The organism is Micromonospora sp. MP36, assembly GCF_008119785.1.
Taxonomy (GTDB): domain Bacteria; phylum Actinomycetota; class Actinomycetes; order Mycobacteriales; family Micromonosporaceae; genus Micromonospora.
The window spans coordinates 1-20,985 of the sequence record NZ_VSFA01000107.1; the positions used below are offsets into that span (position 1 = coordinate 1).

7 protein-coding genes are annotated in these 20,985 nt (G+C 74.6%); 6 read left to right on the plus strand and 1 reads right to left on the minus strand.

The window, feature by feature from the left end; translation table 11 throughout:
* The 6 genes from FXF52_RS34855 to FXF52_RS34880 form a co-directional block, all read left to right on the plus strand.
* The coding region (locus tag FXF52_RS34855; RefSeq protein WP_222870843.1) for a non-ribosomal peptide synthetase/type I polyketide synthase at positions 1 to 8,703 on the plus strand (8,703 nt) is incomplete at its 5' end.
* Complete coding sequence (locus FXF52_RS34860) at positions 8,700 to 11,897, plus strand: non-ribosomal peptide synthetase (RefSeq protein WP_148803704.1); 3,198 nt, start codon at positions 8,700 to 8,702, stop codon at positions 11,895 to 11,897. The genes FXF52_RS34855 and FXF52_RS34860, both read left to right, overlap by 4 nt.
* Positions 11,890 to 12,957, plus strand: coding sequence for a TauD/TfdA family dioxygenase (locus tag FXF52_RS34865; RefSeq protein WP_148803706.1), 1,068 nt, complete (start codon positions 11,890 to 11,892; stop codon positions 12,955 to 12,957). The genes FXF52_RS34860 and FXF52_RS34865 overlap by 8 nt, the downstream gene beginning before the upstream one ends.
* A complete protein-coding gene (locus FXF52_RS34870; RefSeq protein WP_148803708.1) occupies positions 12,954 to 13,970 on the plus strand; it encodes a TauD/TfdA family dioxygenase in 1,017 nt (338 codons plus the stop codon). Before FXF52_RS34865 ends, FXF52_RS34870 begins: the two co-directional genes overlap by 4 nt.
* Positions 13,967 to 19,258 carry a non-ribosomal peptide synthetase gene (locus FXF52_RS34875; protein ID WP_148803709.1) on the plus strand — a complete coding sequence of 1,764 codons (5,292 nt, stop codon included), beginning with the start codon at positions 13,967 to 13,969 and terminating at the stop codon, positions 19,256 to 19,258. Before FXF52_RS34870 ends, FXF52_RS34875 begins: the two co-directional genes overlap by 4 nt.
* A 78-nt stretch (positions 19,259 to 19,336) precedes the next feature.
* A complete protein-coding gene (locus FXF52_RS34880) occupies positions 19,337 to 20,515 on the plus strand; it encodes a PLP-dependent aspartate aminotransferase family protein (protein ID WP_148803711.1) in 1,179 nt (392 codons plus the stop codon).
* Between the two features lie 220 nt (positions 20,516 to 20,735).
* Here the strand turns inward: FXF52_RS34880 and FXF52_RS34885 are convergent.
* The coding region (locus FXF52_RS34885) for a ScyD/ScyE family protein (protein ID WP_148803713.1) at positions 20,736 to 20,985 on the minus strand (250 nt) is incomplete at its 5' end.

Sequence of the window (20,985 nt, forward strand, 5' to 3'; positions counted from 1 at the left end):
GACCGGCTGCGCGCGCAGGTCGGCGACGTCGTCACGGTCACCGACCTGTTCCGCAACCCCACGGTCGAATCCCTGACGGCGTTCCTCACCACCGCCACCGGGACGGCGGCCGCCCCGCCTCCCGGACCGGCCCGCACCGCCCGGCCGTCCGCCGGCGCGAGCGACGACACCGGGCAGCCCAGCGGCCTGATCGCCGTGGTCGGCATGGCCTGCCGCTTCCCCGGCGCGCGGACCCTCGACGAGTACTGGCACAACATCCGCGCCGGCGTGGAGTCGGTGCAGGAGTTCACAGTCGAGGAGATGCTGGCCGACGGCGCGGACCCGAGCCGGCTCGACGACCCGGCGTACGTCCGGGCCGGCACCTACCTGCCCGGCATCGACGAGTTCGACGCGGCCTTCTTCGGCATCACGCCTCGCGAGGCGCAGACCCTCGACCCCCAGCACCGGCTGCTGCTGGAATGCGCCTGGCACGCGCTGGAGCACGCCGGCTACGACCCGTCCGGCCACCCCGGGCGGATCGGCCTGTTCGCCGGGTCGGGACGCAGCAGCTACCTGCTCGATCACCTCAGCAGTGATCCGGAGCTGATGAGCGCCCTCGGCGAGCACCAGCTGTCCATCGGCAACGACAAGGACTTCCTGCTCAGCCGGGTCGCTTACAAGCTCGACCTGACCGGTCCCGCCGTCACCGTCGCGACCGCCTGCTCGACCTCGCTGGTGGCCGTGCACCTCGGCCGGCAGAGCCTGCTGACCGGCGAGTCCGACCTGGTCCTGGCCGGCGGCGTCAGCATCTTCCCGGCGCAGCGGCGCGGCTACCTCTACCACGACGGCGGCATCTACTCCCCCGACGGGCACTGCCGCCCGTTCAGCGCGGACGCCCGCGGCAGCATCGAATCCAGCGGGGTCGGCATCGTCGCGCTCAAGCGGCTCGAGGACGCCGTCGCGGACAACGACACCATCTACGCCGTGATCCGCGGGTCTGCCGTCAACAACGACGGCGCCCGCCGCACCGGGTACACCGCACCGGGCGTCGACGGCCAGGTCGAGGTGATCAGCAACGCGCTGACGACGGCCGGCGTGGACCCCCGTTCGGTGAGCTACGTGGAGGCCCACGGGACGGGCACCAGCCTCGGCGACCCGATCGAGGTGACCGCGCTGACCGAGGCGTTCCGGCATGGCACCGACGACCGGGGCTTCTGCGCGCTGGGCTCCGTCAAGGCCAACATCGGGCACACCGACGCCGCCGCCGGTGTCGCCGGACTGATCAAGACGGTCATGGCGCTGCACAGCCGTACGCTGCCCCCGACGATCAACGTCAGCCGGCCCAACCCGGCGATCGACTTCGCGGGCAGCCCGTTCTATCTCAACGACTCCGCCCGCCCCTGGCCGGGCGACGGCCCGCGTCGGGCGGGGGTCAGCTCGTTCGGCATGGGCGGCACCAACGCCCACGTCGTGCTGGAGGAGCCGCCGGCCACGGCGCCCGCCCCGCCGCCGCCCGCGCCGGCCGCGGGGCCGCAGCTGCTGGTCGTGTCGGCCCGTACGGTCGAGTCGCTGGACCGGCAGACGCGGCAGGTCCGCGACTGGCTGGCCGCCCATCCCGAGGTGGACCTCGCCGACGTCGCGGCCAACCTGGGCCGGCGCCAGTCGATGACCCACCGGCGGTTCCTCGTCGCGGCGGACCACACCGACGCGCTGGCCGCCCTCGACTCGCCGCAGCGGCAGTTCACCGGCACCCACCCCGGCGGTCGGCGGGCGCTGGTGTTCGCGTTCCCAGGGCACGGCGCCCAGCACGTCGCGATGGGCGCCGGCCTGTACCGCGCCGAGCCGACCTACCGGGCCGTGGTGGACGAGTGCGCCGAACTGCTCCGCGACGACCTGCGGCTCGACCTGCGTACGCTGCTCTGCCCCACGCCCGACGGACACGAGCGGGCCGAGCAGCTGCTCGCGCAGCCCCGGCTGATCCAGTCGGCGCTGTTCGTCACCGAGTACGCCCTCGCCCGGTCGCTGCTCGCCCGGGGCGTGACCCCGGACCTGATGGTGGGGCACAGCCTCGGCGAGTACGTCGCCGCGTGCCTCGCCGGCGTGTTCTCCCTGCCCGACGCGCTGCGCCTGGTGTGCGCCCGCGGCGAGCTGGTCGAGCGGACCCCGGCCGGGGCGATGCTCGCGGTGGGCCTGCCCGAGACGGCCGTGGCCGGGCTGCTCGACGACCGGGTGTCGCTGGCCGCCGTGAACGCCCCGGAGCTGTGCGTGCTGTCCGGCGATCCGGAGGCGATCGGGGAGCTTCGCCGGCGGCTGACCGGCGACGGGGTCGACTGCCGGCCGCTGCGGGTCACCCGCGGCTACCACTCGGCGCTGCTCGACCCGGTGCTCGACGAGTTCGCCGACCACGCCCGCCAGGTCACCTACCGCGAACCCGAGCGCCCCTACCTGACCAACCTCACCGGCGGCCCCGTCACCCCCGGCCAGGTCACCGATCCCGGCTACTGGGTGCGGCACATGCGCGAGCCGGTGCGGTTCGCCGAGTCGGCCGCGCTGCTCGCCGAGCAGGACGTGGTCCTCGCGGAGCTGGGTCCCGGGCACGCCCTCGGCGGCCTGGCGCGGTTGGCCGGTCTGCGGCCCGGTCAGGTGGTGGCGGCGATGCGGCATCCGCGCAGCGACGCCGACGACCTCGCCACGATGCTCGACGCGGCCGGCCGGATGTGGCTGTCCGGGGTGCCGGTCGACTGGGCCCGCTTCCGCGGTGGCCCGCGCCGCCGCCTGGCGCTGCCCGGCTACCCGTTCGAGCGGCACCGGTACTGGGTGGACGCGGCGCCGCGCGCCGTCGCCGCGTCCCCCGTACCCGCCCCGCCGGCGGCTCTTCCGGCATTTCCGGACGCGCCGGAGCCCGTCGACGCCGGCAACCGGCCGGCCCTCAGCACGGCCTACGTCGCCCCCAGCACGCCGGAGCAGGAGTGCGTGGCGGAGATCTGGAGCGAGCTGCTCGGCATCCGACCGATCGGGGCGCTCGACAGCTTCTTCGAGCTGGGCGGGCATTCGCTGCTCGCCACCCAGCTCGTCGTGCGGCTGCGTGCCCGGCTCGGCGTGGCGCTGCCGCTCGATACGGTCTTCGCGCAGCCGACCGTTGCACAGATCGCCGCGGCGCTGCCCGCGGCCGGCCCGGCACCCACCCGCCCCGGGCAGGCCGTCGCCGAGCCGGCCACCGCCGCGCCCGCCCCACCGATCATCCCCCGCGCCGAGTCCGACGCCGGTCCGCCGCCGCTGTCCTCCGGGCAGCACCGGTTGTGGTTCCTCGACCAGGCGTACCGCCAGAACGCGTACACCGTCAGCACCACCCTGCTGCTGGACGGCGCCCTCGACGTCGACGCGCTGCGTGGCGCCCTCGAGGAGCTGGTCCGGCGGCACGAGTCGCTGCGTACCGTCTTCCCGCTCGGCCCCGACGGCGACCCCGTCCAGCAGGTGCTGCCGCCGGGCCCGGTCGACCTGCCGGTCAGGTCCGCGCCGGCGGACGCGGAGCCGGACGCGGCCGGTGGGCGCAGCATCGTCGAGTCCGCGGTCGCCGACGCGGTGCCGCAGTGGGTCCACGGCGCCCTGGCCGCCGACGTCCGCCGCCCGTTTGACCTGGCCCGCGGGCCGCTGTTCCGGGCCGTGCTGCTCCGGATCGCCGACGACCGGCACGTGCTGTCGCTGACCATGCACCACAATGTCTCCGACGGGTGGTCCCTCGGCATCATCGCCGGCGAGCTGGCCACGCTCTACGACGCCGTCCTCGACGGCCGCCCCTCGCCGCTGCCCGAACTGGCCGTCCAGTACGGCGACTACGCGCGCTGGCAGCGCAGCCGGATGGCCGACACAGACAGCGACGACATGCGGTACTGGCGCCGGCAACTCGACGGCGTGGCCAGCGTCCTGGAGGTGCCCACCGACCGGCCACGGCCGCCCGTGCAGACGTTCGACGGCGCGGTGAGCACCCGCATCTTGCCCCCGCGGACGGCCGACGAACTGCGGCGTTTCAGCCAGGCCCGGGGCGCCACCCTGGCCATGACGGTGCTGGCCGCGCTGAAGGCCCTGCTCTGGCGGTACACCGGGCAGGCCGACATCTGCGTCGGCACCCCGGTCGCCGGACGGGTCCGCGCCGAGCTCGAACCGATGGTCGGCTTCTTCGTCAACATGCTGCCGTTGCGGACCGTCATCGACGGCGACTGGACCTTCGAGGAGCTGCTCGGCCAGGTGCGGCGCACGGCGCTGGGGGCGTACGACCACCAGGAGGTGCCGTTCGAACGTCTCGTCGACCTCGTCGACGCGCCCCGCGACCTCAGCCGCAACCCCCTGTTCCAGGTGATGTTCAACATGCTGAACGTGCCCGAACAGGACCTGCGGACGACCGGGCTGCGGATGGTCCAGTTCGCCGTCGAGCCGGGCATCGCCCAGCAGGACCTGGCCCTGTACGCGTACGAGGTGGACGAGGGGCTGCGGTTCCGGCTGGAGTACAACACCGACCTGTTCGACGCGGCGACCGCCGAGCGGATGATGGGCCACCTGGAGACGCTGCTCGCCGCCGCCGTCGCCGACCCCGGCGTCCGGCTGGCGGACGTGAACGTCCTCACCCCCGCCGAACTGGCCCGCGTCGCCGAATGGAACGACACCGCCAGCCCGCTCGGCTGGGCCGTACGGGGCCGGGACGGGCAGACGCCGACCCTCGTCGAGCTGATCGAACACCAGGCCGCGGCGAACCCTGACCGGCCCGCCGTGACGTTCGGGGCGACCACGCTCACCTACGCCGAGCTCAACGCCCGCGCCAACCAGCTCGCCCACCGGCTCCGCCGGGCCGGCGTCGGCCCTGACGTCACCGTCGCCGTCTGCCTCCACCGCTCGCACGAACTCCCGGTCACCCTGGTCGGCGTGATCAAGGCGGGCGGCGCGTACGTGCCCGTGGACCCCGACTACCCGATGGAGCGGCAGCGGTACGTGCTGGCGCACAGCGGCGCGGCGGTCCTGGTCACCGAGGCGGGCCTCGCCGACCGGTTCGCCGGGTACGCCGGCGAGGTGGTGTACAGCGGTGAGGCGTCGCTGGTCACCGAGCCGGACACCGACCCGGAGCCCCTCGCCGGTCCGGACAATCTCGCGTACGTGATCTACACATCCGGTTCGACGGGACGCCCCAAGGGCGTACGGGTGAGCCACGGCGCCGTCGTCAACACGCTGGCCGAGATGCGGGAACGGCCGGGTCTGACCAGCGACGGCACGATGCTCGCGATGGCCAGCTTCGCCTTCGACATGTCCGTGCCGGAGCTGTTCCTGCCCCTCGTGGTCGGCGCCCGGATGCTGCTGGTGGGCCGCGACGTCGCCTACGACGCGGCGCGGCTGGCCGAACTGCTCGCCGCGGAGGAGGTCACCCTGGCCCAGGGCACCCCGGCGACCTGGCGGCTGCTGATCGAATCCGGGTGGGCCGGCCTGCCCGGCCTGACGGCCGTGTGTGGCGGCGAAGCGGTGTCCGCGCCGTTGGCCCGGCAGTTGGCGGAGCGGGTCGGCGCGCTGTGGAACCTGTACGGCCCGACCGAGGCCGCCGTCTGGTCCACGATGGAACGCGTCGAGTCCGGCTTCACGCGCCTCACCATCGGCCGGCCGATCGGCAACATGCGCGTCCATGTGCTCGACCCGCAGCTGTCCCCCGCCCCCGTGGGCGTACTCGGTGAGCTGCACCTCGGCGGTGCGGGGCTGGCTCGCGACTACCACGGCGACCCGGCGCTGACCGCGCAGCGGTTCGTGCCGGACCCGAACGGCGGCGGCCGGCTGTACCGCACCGGCGACCTCGGCCGCTACCTGGCCGACGGCCGCATCGAGTTCGTCGGCCGTAGCGACTCGCAGGTGAAGGTGCGGGGGTTCCGCATCGAACTCGGCGAGATCGAAGCGGTGCTGCGCCGCCACCCGTCGATCCGCGACACCGCTGTGGTGGTGCGCGAGGACGAGGGCGAGAAGGCGATCGTGGCCTACCTGACGTTGGCCACCGGGGCGGAACCCGACGCGGACGCGGATCAGGGGGCGACGGCGGACGTGACCGCCGACTTCGACGTCGACCCAGCGCCGTGGCGGTCCTTCGCCCGCACCTACCTGCCGGACTACATGATGCCGTCCGCCTTCGTGGTGCTCGACCGCATGCCGCTCAACGCCAACCGCAAGGTCGACCGCGCGGCCCTGCCCGCACCCCGCCGCGGCGGCGCCACCGTCGGCGCGACCCCACCGGACACCCCGCTGCGGAAGGCCCTGGCCGAGCGGTGGGCGGCGGTGCTCGGCTACGACACCGTCGGCATCGACGACGACTTCTTCGACCTGGGCGGCGACTCGTTCAAGGCCATCAAGGCCCTGGCGGGCAACGACCCGGCGATCAGCGTCCTCGACCTGTTCCGCTACCCGACCATCCGGTCGCTGACCGAACACCTGGACGCCACCGGCGGCAGTGCCGGACGCCTGCTGCACGAGCTGACCCCGTCGCGGCCGGCGACGCCGACGCAGCTGACGCTGCTGTGCGTACCGTTCGGCGGCGGCAGCGCGATCACCTTCCAACCGCTCGCCGACGCCCTCCCACCGGGGGTGTCCCTGTACGCCCTGGAGCGGCCCGGTCATGACCTGAACCGCCCGGACGAACCGCTGCTGGACACGGACGAGCTGGTGGACCGCTGCGTGGCCGAGGTCCTCGACGGCATCGAGGGTCCGGTGGCCGTGTACGGGCACTGCGTGGGCGGCGCCACCGCGGTGGAGCTGGGACGCCGGCTGGAGGCGGCCGGTGTCGAGCTGACCGGGGTGGTCATCGGCGCCCACTTCCCCGCCCCGCGACTGCCCGGCCGGGTGTTCAGCTGGCTGCGGCGCTGGTTCCCGATGGAGCGCTGGACGTCGAAACGGCGGACGCTGGAAGCGCTGCGCGCGATGGGCTTCTTCACGGAGGTCTTCGACGAGAACGAGAAGGACTTCGTCATGCGGGTGGTCCTGGCCGACTCCGCGGCCGGCGAGGACTACTACACCGATGTCTACGCCACCGGCCTGCCCCGGAAGTTGGCGGCCCCGCTCGTCTGCGTCGTCGGCAGCGGTGACCGCGCCACGGAGCTGTACCAGGAGCGGTACCTGGAGTGGGAGTTCTTCTCCGATCGGGTGTCGCTGGAGGTCATCGAGGGCGCCGGCCACTACTTCGCCAAGCACCAGCCGGCCGAGCTGGCGAAAATCATCCTGGCGGCCTGCGGCCCGACGGTGCCCGCGGAGCGGCAGCAGCCGGCCGGCGAGGCACCGCCGCAGCCGGACCCCGCCCCCACACCGCCCCGCGACGAACCGGAGCACGTCGCGGCCCCACCCGCCGCCCGGCGCTCCATGCCCAGCCTGACGGTGTTCTACCTGATCGCGATCGGGCAGCTCGTCTCGCTCATCGGCAGCGGACTGACCGGCTTCGGCATGAGCCTGTGGGTCTACCAGCAGACCCGGTCGGTGTCGCTGTTCGCCACGGCCACCGTCCTGGCGCTGCTGCCCGCCGTCGTCCTCTCCCCCATCGCCGGCGCACTGGCCGACCGGTGGGACCGACGGCTGATCATGATCCTCGCGGACTCCCTGGCCGCCACCGGGACGGTGAGCCTCGCCGTCCTGCTGTGGTGGGGCCAGCTCCGGCTCTGGCACGTGTTCACCGCCATCACCGTCACCGCGGTGGCGACCGCCTTCCAGCAACCCGCCTACCTGGCGGCCGTCACGCAACTGGTACCGAAGCGGTACTACGGGCGCGCCAACGGCATCGTCTCCCTCGGCACGGCGACGAGCACCGTGCTGGCGCCGCTGGTCGGCGGTGCCCTGGTGATCGCGGTCGGGCTGCGCGGGATCGTCGTCATCGACCTGCTCACCTTCGCCTTCGCCGTCGCCGTCACCCTGTCGGTCCGCTTCCCGGACACCCTGTTCGTCAAGCGGGAGGAGCCGTTCCTGCAGGAGGTACTGGGCGGCTGGCGGTTCATCACCCGCCGGCACGGCCTGGTGGCGTTGGTCGTGCTGACCGCGTCGCTGAACTACTTCTTCTCCATGGTCGAGGTCCTGGTCACCCCGCTGACCCTGTCCTTCGGCGACCCGGCGGTGCTCGGCCGGGTGCTCGCCGCCAGCGGGGTCGGCATGCTCGTCGGCTCGGTCCTCATGGGCGTGTGGGGCGGCACGGCCCGGCGTACCACCGGCATCCTGGGCAGCGTCGTGCTCCTCGGCGCGTCGCTGCTCACCGTCGGCCTGCACCCGAGCCCGCTGTTCCCGACCCTCGGCCTGTTCGGCATGGGCCTGGCCACCGCGCTGGTGAACACCCACTGGCTGGCCATCGTGCAGGCCAAGGTGGGCCTCGACCTGCAGGGACGGGTGCTGTCCATGGGCCAGATGCTGTCCTGGCTGATGGTGCCGGCTGGCTTCCTCACCGCCGGCCCGCTCGCCGAGCACGTGTTCGCCCCGATGGTGTCGCCCGACGGCGTGCTGGCCGCCGTCGTCGGCACCGGAGCGGGCCGCGGCATGGCCCTCGCGGCGATCGTGGCCGGACTCTTCTCCCTCGCCCTCGCCGCCGTCGGCATCGCCTACCGACCGATCCGCAAGGTCGAGGACGAGCTACCGGACAACGACCCCGGCAGCGTCATCCTCGCCGACAAGGACCGCCTGCAGGAGGCGGCCGACCGCCAGCTCGCGCTGCACCGGGCCGGTCAGCGATGAGCGCGCCCACCCGGCCCGCCGGCCCCACCCGCCGGGCCGGCGGCCGGCGCCCGACCGGCGCCACGCCCGCCGTCGACTGCCTGCACCGGATGGTGGCCGCACAGGCCGCCCGCACCCCAGACGCGGAGGCGGTACGGCACGCCGACCGCGCCCTGTCCTACCGGGAGCTCGACGAGGCCGCGAACCGGCTGGCCCGGGTGCTGCTCCGGCGCGGGGTGACCCGGGAGGAACGCGTCGGCGTCTGCCTGCCGCGCACACCCGAGCTGGTGGTCGCCCTGCTCGCCGTGCTCAAGGCCGGCGCCTGCTACGTCCCGCTGGACCCGGCCTACCCGCCGGCCCGGGTGGCCTTCATGACCGCCGACTCCGGCGTACGGCAGGTGCTGACCCGCGCCGACCTCGCCGACCGGTTCCCCGGCACGGCCATCCCGGTCGACCGGCTCGACCCGACGGGGGACGGCACCGATCCGGCCGTGCCGGCCACGCCCGCGGACCTGGCGTACGTCATCTACACCTCCGGCTCCACCGGCCGGCCCAAGGGCGTCGCCATCGAACACCGCTCGGCGTCGGTGCTCATGCAGTGGGCCCGGCAGACCTTCGACGACACCGAACTGGGTGGCATGCTCGCCGCCACCTCCGTCTGCTTCGACCTGTCCGTCTTCGAGATCTTCGCCCCGCTGTGCTGGGGCGGCCGGGTGCTGCTCGTCGACAATGTGCTGGCCCTCGCGGCCCCCGGCGCGGACGGGTTGCCCGTCACCCTGGTCAACACCGTTCCCTCCGCGATGGGAGAACTGCTCACCGCCGGCGCCCTGCCGGAGAGCGTCCGCACCGTCTGCCTGGCCGGCGAGCCGCTCACCGCCGCGCTGGCCGCCCGGGTGTGGTCCCGCCCCCACGTACGCCGGCTGTGCAACCTCTACGGCCCGTCCGAGGACACCACCTACTCCACCTGGGCGGAGGTGCCGCCGGACAGCGGGGACCCGCCGATCGGTCGCCCCCTGCCGCAGACCCGCGCCTACGTCCTGGGCCCTGACGGGCAGCCCGTCCCGCCCGGCGAGCCGGGCGAGCTCCACCTGGCCGGCGCGGGCCTGGCCCGCGGCTACCTCGACCGGCCGGAGGAGACCCGGGCCAGGTTCCGGCCCGACCCGTTCCGGCCCGGCGAGCGGATGTACCGCACCGGCGACCGGGTCCGGCTGCGCCCGGACGGGCAACTGGCCTACCTGGGCCGCCTCGACGACCAGGTGAAACTGCGCGGCTACCGGATCGAGCTGGGTGAGGTCTCCGCCCGCATCGCCGCCCTGCCCGGAGTCCGCGAAGCGACCGCCGCCGTCCGGGAAGGACCGAGCGGCGATCCGCTGCTGGTCGGCTATCTGGTCGGCGAGCGACGCGACGACGTGCGGGCCAGGCTGGCCGAGGTGCTGCCCGCGCCGCTGGTCCCCGCGACCGTGGTGTGGCTGGACCGGCTGCCCACCCTGCCCAACGGCAAGGTGGACCGGTCCGCGTTGCCCGCCCCCACTCTCGGCGACGACGCCGGGCCGTTGCCCGAGACGACCGGGACGGTGGCGGCGGTCTGGCGGGAGGTGCTCGGCGTGCCGGTCACCGACGCCGACAGCGACTTCCTCGACCTCGGCGGCGACTCGCTGCTCGCGGTCCGCTGCGCCACCCGGCTGGCCGCCGCGACCGGCCGGCCGGTCCGACCGGGCGACCTCTTCGCCCACCCGACCGTCGCCGCGTTGACCACCCACCTCGACGGGCTGACCGCCGACGCGGCGCCGGGCGGCGATCCGGCCGGCCCGACGCCGGCCGGGCCCGCCCCGCTGTCCGCCGCGCAGACCCGGCTCTGGTTCCTGCACCAGCTCGACCCGGCCGACACCTCCTACCTGCTGGCCTTCGCGATCCGGTTCGCCGCGCCGCTGGACCCGGACCGGCTGGCCCGGGCGCTGCGCCAGGTGGTCGACCGGCATCCGGCCCTGCGCACCGTGTTCCCTACCGGGCCGGACGGGCCGGTGCAGCACGTCCACCCCGGCACCGAGGTGACGCCCGTCGTCGCGCCGCAGGAGCCGGGCACGCCGCTGGACGAGCGGCTCACCCGGCTCGCTGCCGACGCCACCCGCGCACCCATGGACCTGGCCACCGGCCCGCTGCTGCGGGCCCACCTGGTGCCGGACGACACCGGCCGCGCGGTGGCTCTGCTGCTGGTCGTCCACCACATCGTCTGCGACGACTGGTCGTTCGGCGTCATCGTGCGGGACCTCGCGGAGGCGTACGACACCGGTGCGGACCCGGCGGCGGCGCCCGAATCCCCGGCGGTCGGCCCCGCGGCGCTCGCCCTGGCCCAGCGGGACTGGCTGGGCGGGCCGGCCGGGCGGCAGGCGGTGGCCGACGTGCTGGACGAACTACGCGGTGCTCCGGACTTCCTCGACCTGCCCGCCGCCCCGCCCCGCCGGGGCCGGCTCGACGCATCCGCCGTCCCGGCCCGGTCGGATCTGCCGCTGCCGGCCGCGCGACCCGGCGATGGCCCACCGTCGGGCGCCGCGTTGCGGACCACCGTGGACACCGCCACCGCCCGAGCGGTGCGGGACCTTGCTCGGGCCGAGCGGGTCAGCCTGCACATGGTCGGGCTGGCCGCCTTCGCCACCCTGCTCGGCGCCGCCACCGGCCGGCACGACCTGCTGATCGGGGTCGCCTTCGCCGGCCGGACCAGCGTCGCCGCCGAGCAGAGCGTCGGCTGCTACGTCAACACCCTGCCGCTGCGGCTGCATCCGGCCCCCGACCGCCGCTTCGCCGACCTGCTCGACGAGGCCCGCCGGGTCACCCTGTTCGCCGCGGCCCACCAGGACGTCCCCTTCGACCTGCTCGTGGAGCGACTCCGACCCACCCGCCGGCCGCACCGCAACCCTCTCGTCCAGGTCGCCTTCGGCGTGCAGAACGCCCCGCCGGCCCGCCACCGCGGCGCGGCCGGTGTGGAGTTCACCGGCGTCGAGCTGACCCCGGACACCGCCCGGCTCGACCTGACCCTCTGGCTCGACGAGCGGCGGGACGGGCTGGAGGCGCTCTGGACCTACCGCACCGACCTGTTCGACCACGACGGGGTGGTCACGTGGCACCGCTGCCTCACGGCGCTGCTGCGTACCGCCGCCGCCGACCCCCGGCGCAGTCTGGCCGACTGCGCCGACACCTTGGGAGCGAAAGATGAGTGAGCAGACCCGCGTCGCGCGGACCATCCCCCGGCGCGGCCGCGAACAGAACCTGGTGGACGTGCGCCCCGACTGGCCCGGCGGACCGCTGCCGGCGCTGGTGCAGGCCAACGTGCCCGACGTCGACCTGCCCGGCTGGCTGGCCGGCCACCGCGACGAGGTCGACGAGCTGGCCCGGCACGCCGGGGCCGTGCTGTTCCGCGGCTTCGCCGTGGCCGGCCCGGACGACTTTCGCACCGTCATGGCTGCCCTCTCCGACGACGTGCTCTCCTACGGCGAACGCTCCTCACCGCGCAGCAAGGTCACCGAGGGCGTCTACACGTCCACCGAGCACCCCGCCGACCAGCCGATCGTGCTGCACAACGAGCAGTCCTACACGGTGAACTGGCCGCTGCGCATCGTCTTCCACTGCGAGGTGGCGCCGGCCGCCGGCGGGCGTACCCCGCTCGCGGACAGCCGCCGCGTGCTCGCCCGGCTCCGCCCGGAGACCGTCGCCGAGTTCGAGCGACGCGGGGTGCTCTACCGGCGCAACTACCTGCCCGGCATCAGCCTCTCCTGGCAGACCGCGTTCCAGACCGAACGGCGCGAGGACGTCGAGGCGTACTGCGCCCGGGCGCTGATCGACGTGGAATGGGTCGGCGACCAGCAGCTACGCACCCGGCAGATCCGCCCGGCGGTGCGCCGCCACCCCGTCACCGGGGAGCCGACCTGGTTCAACCACGCACTGTTCTTCCACGTCACCTCCCTGCCCGAGGACGTCAGCGCCGGCCTGCGGGCCGCCCTCGACGAGGAGGACCTGCCCTACCAGACCGCGTACGGGGACGGCACGCCCATCCCGGACGAGGTACTGGCCGAGCTGCGGGCGGCGTACGCCGCGGAAACCCGTTCCTTCGAGTGGCGGCGCGGCGACGTGCTGCTGGTGGAGAACATGCTCGCCGCGCACGCCCGCGAGCCGTTCACCCCGCCCCGGCGGATCCTCACCGCGATGTCCGACCCGGTCGCCGCGCCCGAGCTGACCGACGCGCTTCGCTCCGGCACGGTCGCGACGGGAGGCCGGGCATGAACGGGCCGGGGCCGCGTCGTCGCGGTACCAGCACGGTCGCCTCGCCGGTGTCCCGGCGGGTGCTCGTGGACGACACCTTCGTGCTGCTCGTCGAGGCCGCCGTACCCGACCTCGACCTGGCCGGCTGGCTCGCCGGCCGCCGCGAGGAGCTGCTGCGGGACCTGGACCAGTACGGCGCGGTGTTCTTCCGCGGCTTCGAGGTGGGCACCGCCGACGACTTCAGCCAGGCCGCCCGGGCGGTCAGCCCGGACCTGCTCGGCTACCTCGAACGGGCCGCGCCCCGCCACGAGGTGGCCGACCGGGTGTTCACCTCCACCGAGTTCAACGCCGAGCAGTGGATCCCGCTGCACCACGAGATGTCGTACTCGCACAACTGGCCCACCTACCTCTACTTCTGGTGCGCGCAGCCGGCGACCGGCAGCGGCGGGGCGACCCCGCTGGCCAGCGAGCGGGTAATCACGCCGCTGATCCCCGCCGACGTGCGGGAGCGGTTCCTGCGCTCCGGCGTCAGCTATGTGCGCAACTACGGCCCGCACCTGGACCTGCCCTGGCAGGAGGCGTTCCAGACCACCGACCGGGCGGAGGTGGAGGCGTACTGCGCCGCCTCGGCGACCGAGTTCACCTGGCTCGGTAACGACGGGCTGCGCACCCGCGCCCGGCGGCAGGCGGTCGCCACGCACCCGCGTACCGGGGAAACCGTCTGGTTCAACCACGCCCACCTGTTCCACGTGTCCAACATGCCGGCGGAGGTGTCCGGCGCGCTGCTGCGCGAGTACGGCCCGGAGGGGCTGCCCCGCAACGCGTACTACGGCGACGGCGAGCCGATCCCCGACGAGGTGGTCACCGGCATCCGCGAGTTGTACCGGCAGCACACCGTCTCGGTGCCCTGGCAGCGCGGCGACGTGCTGGTCGCGGACAACTTCCTGGCCACCCACGGGCGGGAACCCTTCAGCGGCGACCGGGAGATCCTCGTCGCCATGTCCGACCTCTACGTCAACCGGAGTGTGATGTGAACGGGTACCGTCTGTCGCCGATCCAGCGCCTGGCCTGGTCCGGGAAGCAGGACCTGGTCAGGGCCCGGGTCCGGCTGGACCGGCCGCTGGACCGGGCGCGGCTGCAGGCCGCCGTCGACACGGTGGTGGCCCGGCACGAGGCGCTGCGGCTGACCCTGGTGCACCACCCCGGCCTGCGGGTGCCGTTGCAGGACGTCGACGACAGCCGCGCCGTGGTGGTCGGCGCGCAGGGCGACCTGTCGGTCACCCTCACCGACGAAGCCCTGGAGCTGGCCGCCACCCCGCTGATCGCCGACCCGGCCAGCCTGCGCCTGGTCCTCGCCGACCTGGCCCGGGCCTACGCCGGTGAGGCGTTGCCGGACGACCCGGACGCGCTGCAGTTCCTCGACGTCGCCGAGTGGCAGCACGAGGAACGGGAGCAGAACAAGGTCCCAGCCCCGAGCGCCCCGGCCGCGCGGCTGGTCACGCCGCACGCCGACGACCCGACCGCGGTGGTCACCGCGACCGTGCCCGCTGCCGCGCTGGCCGACGCCGCCCGCACCGCGAAGGTCGAGCCGGCCACCGTGCTCCTCGCCGCCTGGGCGCTCGCGGTCTCCCGCCGGGCCGAGGCGCCGGCCGGGGCCGACGAGGCGGACCTGGTGCTGGCCCGGTGGAGCGACGGCCGGCAGGCCGACGGCACCGCCGGCGTGGTGGGCCCGCTGGGCGGCTACGGGCCGCTCCGGCTGGCCCTGCCGTTGCCCGTCGCCCCGGCCGACCTGCTGGCCTCCGTCCGCGCCGTCGAGGTGGCCGCGGACGACACGTTCCATCTGGTCGATCCGGTGGACGAGCAGTCCGAGGCGGTCGCCGGGTTCGCCGTGCTGCCCACCGTGGATCCGGCCACCGTGGCCGGCCTCGACGGGGCCGCGGTGGCGGTCGCCGACCCGCCGCCGGCCGCCGGCCCGCACCTCACCGCGCTGATCGACGGCGAGCAGGTCACCCTGCGGGTGGTCGGCGGGCAGTGGTTGCTCGACGCGCTGCTGGCGGTCCTGCGGACCCTGCCCGCCGCGCTCACCGCCGCCGCCCCACTGGCGGTGCTCGGCGACGGGGAGGCCCGCTGGCTGGCCGACGCGGCCGGGACCGCCGCCGAGGCGCCGGAGCGTGCCCTCGTCGACCTGCTCGACGCGGGCCTCGCCGGCATGGACCGGGCCGCCGTGGCGGTGGTCGCGGCGGACGGCGCGTACACCGTCGGTGAGCTGCGCGACCGGGCCGCGCGGGTGGCCGCCGCGCTGGCCGGGCGTGGGCTGTCCGGTGCCCCGGTCGGGGTGCTGGCCACCCGGTCCCGGGACACCGTGGTGGCGTTCCTCGGGGTGCTGCGGGCCGGGGCGGTGTTCGTCCCGCTGGACCCGGACGCCCCGACGCAGCGCCTCGCCGCCCAGATCCACGCGGTCGGCGCGGAGGTCGTCGTCGGTGTCGGCGGCCCGGCGACCGTGACGGTCGACGACCTCGTCGCGGCCGGTGGCCCGCCGCCCGCCGCGGTACCAGCCCCGGCCGACCCGGCGTACGTGATCTTCACCTCCGGGTCCACGGGCACGCCCCGCCCGGTGCAGGTGTCGCACGGCGCCGCCGTGCACCTGGCCGACGCCCTGGAGCGCACTGTCTACGCGGGCAGCCGCCCCGGGCTGCGGGTGGCGGTGAACGCCCCGCTCACCTTCGACGCCTCGATGAAGCAGCTCGTGCAGCTCGGTCACGGCCGCAGCCTCTACCTGGTGCCCGAACAGGTCCGCCGGGACGGTGCGGCGCTGGCCGCCGCGCTGGCCGACCACCAGGTCGACGTGCTCGACCTGACCCCCTCCCAGCTGCGCATCCTGCTCGCCGGGGCGGGCGACACGCGGCTGCCCGGCCTGCTGCTGCTCGGTGGGGAGGCCATCGCGCCGGATCTGTGGGAGGCCGTGGCGGCGCTGCCCGGCGTCCGCGCGGTCAACCTGTACGGCCCGACCGAGTGCACCGTGGACACCAGCGCGGCGCAGGTACGCGCCGGGGACGCCCCGAGCATCGGCCGGCCCCTGCCTGGCGTGGCGGTCTGGGTGCTCGACGAGCACCTGCGGCCGGTGCCACCGGGTGTGGCCGGGGAACTCTGCGTCAGCGGGCCGCAGCTCGCCGACGGGTACCTCGGCGACCCGGAGACCACCGCGCGGCGGTTCCTGCCGGTGGCCCTGCCGTCCGGCCGCACCGAACGGGTGTACCGCACCGGCGACCGGGTCCGCTTCGACGCCGACCGGCGGCTGCGCTACCTCGGCCGCCTGGACGACCAGGTGAAGATCCACGGCTTCCGGGTGGAACCGGGCGAGGTCGCCGCGGTCCTACGCGAGCACCCGGAGGTCGCCGACGCCGCCGTCGTGGCCCGCGACGACGACGGCCACGGCGACCGGCTCGTCGCCTACGTCCGGCCGGGCCGCCCGGCCCCCGCCGTCGACGTCGAGCGGATCGCCGGGATCAACCCGCACGAGACCCGCTACCTGTACGACGAGATCTTCGTCCAGCAGGTCTACCTGCGCGACGGCATCGTGCTGCGGCCCGGGGCGACCGTGCTCGACGTGGGCGCGAACATCGGCATGTTCTCGCTGTTCGTCCACACCGTCTGCCCGGACGCGACGATCCACGCGTTCGAGCCGGTGCCGTCGGTGACCGACGTCCTGCGACGCAACGTCGCCGAGTTCGGCGTACCGGCCACGGTGCACGGAATCGGGCTGTCCCGGACCGACGGGGAGGTGTCCTTCACCTACTACCCGGGTTACTCGATGATGTCCGGCCACGCCGCGTACGCCGACCCGGACGCCGAGCGGGCGGTGATCAAGCGGTACCTCGCCAACGAGCGGGACGCCGGCGCGGACGAGCGGGACGTCCTGCTCGACCGGGTCGACGAGCTGCTCACGGAACGTTTCGCCGGGCGGGAGCTCACCGTGCCGGTCCGGCCGCTGTCGGCCGTGCTCGACGAGCTCGCTCCGCAGCGGATCGACCTGCTGAAGATCGACGTGCAGCGCGCCGAGGCCGACGTGCTCGCCGGGCTGGCGGAACGGCACTGGCCGCTGATCCAGCAGGTCGCCATGGAGGTCCACGACGCACCCGGCACCGACACCGAGGGCCGGCTGGTCGAGCTGGTCGCGTTGTTCGAGGGCCACGGCTTCGACGTGGTCACCCGACAGGACGACCTGCTCGTCGGTACCGACCGGCACACCCTGCACGCCGTGCGCCCCGAGTACGCCGCCGACCCCCGCCCGGCGGTGGTCGTCCCGGCCGGGCCGGCGACCGGACCGCTGGAGGAACGCCTGACCGGCTGGCTGGCCGACCGGCTGCCGACCCACCTGGTCCCGGCCGCGGTGGTGCTCCTCGACGAGCTGCCGCTGACCCGCAACGGCAAGCTCGACCGGGCGGCGCTGCCCGCGCCCCGCCTCGAACGGCCCCGCGACAGCGCGGCAGTGACGCCCGCCAACCGGGCCGAGGAGATCCTGGTGGAGGCGTGGCGCGAGGTCCTCGGGGTGGCGACCTTCGGCGTGACCGACAGCTTCTTCGCCCTCGGCGGCGACTCCATCCGCAGCATCCAGATGCAGGTCGCGGCGAACAAGCGGGGGCTGTCCTTCCGGCTCGGCGACATCTTCACCTACCAGTCGATCCGGGAACTCGTCACGCACGGGCAGATCACCCTTGACGGGGCTTCCGCCGCGCCCACCGGGACCGAGCCGGACGAGCGGTTCACGCTGGTCGCCGCCGCCGACCGGGAGCTGCTGCCCGAAGGGCTCGCCGACGCGTACCCGATGACCGCCCTGCAGCAGGGCATGGTCTACCACTGCGAGCTGACCGGCGACCCGGCGATGTACCACAACGTCACCGCGCACCGGATCACCGCGCCGCTGGACGCCGCCGCGCTACGTGCCGCCCTGGCCGGTCTGGTCGCCGCCCACCCGGTGCTGCGGACCGGGTTCGCGCTGGGCGCGTACTCCGAGCCGTTGCAGCTCGTGCACGCGGACGTCCCAGTCGAGGTGCCGGTGACGGACCTGACCGACACCGACCCGCAGACCCGCCGGGCGCGGGTCGACGACCTCGTCGCGCAGGAGCGGGTACGCCCCTTCGACTGGGCCCGCCCGCCGCTGCTGCGGCTGCACGCCGTCCGGGAGGACGCCGACGCGTTCACCCTGATCGTCGCCGAGTACCACGGCATCCTCGACGGCTGGAGCCTGCACCTGCTCCTCACCGACCTGCTCGCCGCGTACGACCGGGAACGCGCCGGCAGCCCACGCCCGGCCCGCCCCGGCCTGCCGTTCCGGGAGTACGTGGCGGCCGAACGGGACGCCCTCGCCGACCCGGTCACCCGCCGGTTCTGGTTGGACGGCCCGGGCGCGGTGCCGCCGCTGCTGCTCGGCGGGCCGGACCCGCGGACCACCACCACCCAGCGGGTGCCGCTCAAGGCGGACACCACCGACGTGGTCACCGAGGCGGCCCGCACCGCCGGGGTGCCGATCAAGTCGTGGCTGCTCGCCATCCACCTACGGCTGATCGGCGAGCTCTCCGGCCGCGACGACGTGGTCAGCGGCCTGGTGGTCGGCGGCCGGCCGGAGGGGGACGGCAGCGACACCACCCTCGGCCTGTTCCTCAACACCCTGCCGGTGAGCGTGCGGCTGGGCACCCGGTCCCTGGCCGAGTTGGCCGCCGAGGTGTGGCGGGCCGAACGGGAGCTGATGGGACACCACCGGTTCCCGCTCGCCGAGATCGTCCGCGCCGGCGGCGCCGGCCCCCGCTTCGACCACTTCTTCAACTGGACCCACTTCCCGAACGGGCCGACCGACGGCGGCAGCCGCATCGTGGACAGCCGGGGCATCACCGTGGACGTCGCGTTCAGCCTCGCCGTCGATGCCGAACTGGACGCCGACACCGGCCGCCTCGCCCTCACCGTCCAGTACGACCACCGGCACGTCGCCGCGGACCGGGTCAACACCTTCGCCGACGGCTTCCACCGGCTGCTGGCCGCCGACCCGACCGCGCCGCTACCCGCCGTCGCCACCGGCGGGCCGGCCGCCGCCGACGACGCGCGGACCCGGTGGGCGGCCCAGGTGGCGGCGGCCTGGCAGGAGGTGCTCGGCGTCGCGCCCGGCGACCAGGCGACGGACTTCCAGGCCGCCGGCGGGGACTCGCTGCGCGCCCTGCGGCTGGTCACCGTGCTGCGGCAGCGCCACGGCAGCGACCTCACGCTGCCCGAGTTCGTGACGCTGGGCAGCTACGGCGCGCTGGTGGACCGGGTCGCCCGTTCCGCCTGACCCCTGACCAGCAGCCGACCGGGCCGGCCCACGCCGGCCCGGTCGGCCGTCCCGTCCGCTGACTCGAAGGGAGCAACGTTGACCGGCCCCAGCACCAGCGCCGTACACGGCGACGACGGCCTGAACCCCGGCGGGGCGGTGGCGCCGCCGATCGTGCAGAGCGCAACCTTCAGCGCCGAGTCCGACGAGCACTTCACCGCCATCGCCACCGAAACCCGAGGCAGCACCTTCTACACCCGCTACGGCAACCCCAACCACGCCCAGGTGGCCGCCGTGGTCGCCGAACTGGAGAGCGCGGAGACGGGTCTGGTCACCGCCTCGGGGATGGGCGCGATCAGCACGATCGCGCTGGCCCTGCTCTGCGCCGGCGACCACGTGGTGGTGCAGCGCAGCACGTACGGCGGCACCACCTCGCTCGCCACCGGCCTGCTGCCGCGCTTCGGGGTCTCCTGCACCCAGGTCGACCAGACCGACATCGGGGCGTTCACCCGGGCGTTGCGCCCACGGACCCGGCTGGTGCTGGTGGAGACGCCGAGCAATCCGCTGCTGGAGCTGACCGACCTGGCGGCCGTGGTCGAGTTGGCCCACGCGGCTGGTGCGCTGGTGGTGGTCGACAACACCTTCGCCACGCCGGTTAACCAGCGTCCGGTGAGCGCCGGGGCGGACCTGGTCTGGCACAGCGGCACCAAGTTCCTTGGCGGCCACTCCGACGTGTCGGCGGGGGTGGTCGTCGGTTCCGCGGAGCTGATCGAGAGGGTGTGGCAGACGGCAATCGTCACGGGCAGCACCCTCGGCCCGGTGGACGCCTGGCTGCTGCTGCGCGGCATCCGTACGCTGCCGCTGCGCGTGGAGCGGCACAACGCCAACGCCCTCGCCCTGGCCCGGGCACTGGAGGGGCACCCGGCGGTGGCCCGGGTCCGCTACCCGGGGCTGCCGTCGCATCCCCAGCACGCGCTCGCCCGGCGCCAGATGAGCGGCTTCGGCGGGGTGCTCAGCGTCGACCTGAAGGCGGGCCGGGCGGGGGCCGCGGCGCTGCTGGCCGGGCTGGGGCTGGCCAAGCGGGCGGCCAGCCTGGGCAGTGTCAGCACCCTGGTGGTGCACCCCCGGTCGATGTGGGCGGGGATCGTGGACGCCGAGCAGCTGGCCGCCAGCGGCATCGGGGACGGGCTGGTCCGCGTCTCCACCGGCATCGAGGACACCGCCGACCTGGTGGACGACTTCCTGGCGGCGCTGGACAAGGCGACCGACCTGGGCTAGTCAGCCCTGCTGAACACACACCGGTGTTACCGCCCTCGGCGTGATATCCGGCCGGACCCCGGCGCTGCGTCGGTCGCGAGTTCGACGGCCAGCGGTTCGCCGCAAGCCAGGTGTGAGCGCGGTGGCCGGGCGCGCGGCTGTGTAACGCGCGCCCGGCCATGCCATCCCCGCAACGGCGCGTTGGCCGGCGCGCGCCGAGGTAGCACAGGTGCCTGATCGGTCAGTGGCTCACACGCAGCCGCAGGACCTCGCCCTGGCCGACCATCGTGCCCTTGTTCGAGATGTAGATGGTGCCGTCGCGGTCGACCGCCAGACCGGTGGGCGTGACGAGACCGTCCCGGGCGAGTTCGGTGCGCGAGCCGTCGCGCTCCACCCGGATCAACGCGCCGGTCGGGTCGCCGCTGAGCAGGCCGTTGGCGAAGATCTCAAGGACCAGCAGCCGGCCCTTGTGGTCGAAGGCGATGTCGGCG

Excerpts from the sequence above, each read along its gene's own strand:
- FXF52_RS34860 (WP_148803704.1), top strand. The coding sequence starts at position 8,700 with ATGAGCGCGCCCACCCGGCCCGCCGGCCCCACCCGCCGGGCCGGCGGC.
- FXF52_RS34865 (WP_148803706.1), top strand. The coding sequence starts at position 11,890 with ATGAGTGAGCAGACCCGCGTCGCGCGGACCATCCCCCGGCGCGGCCGC.
- FXF52_RS34870 (WP_148803708.1), top strand. The coding sequence starts at position 12,954 with ATGAACGGGCCGGGGCCGCGTCGTCGCGGTACCAGCACGGTCGCCTCG.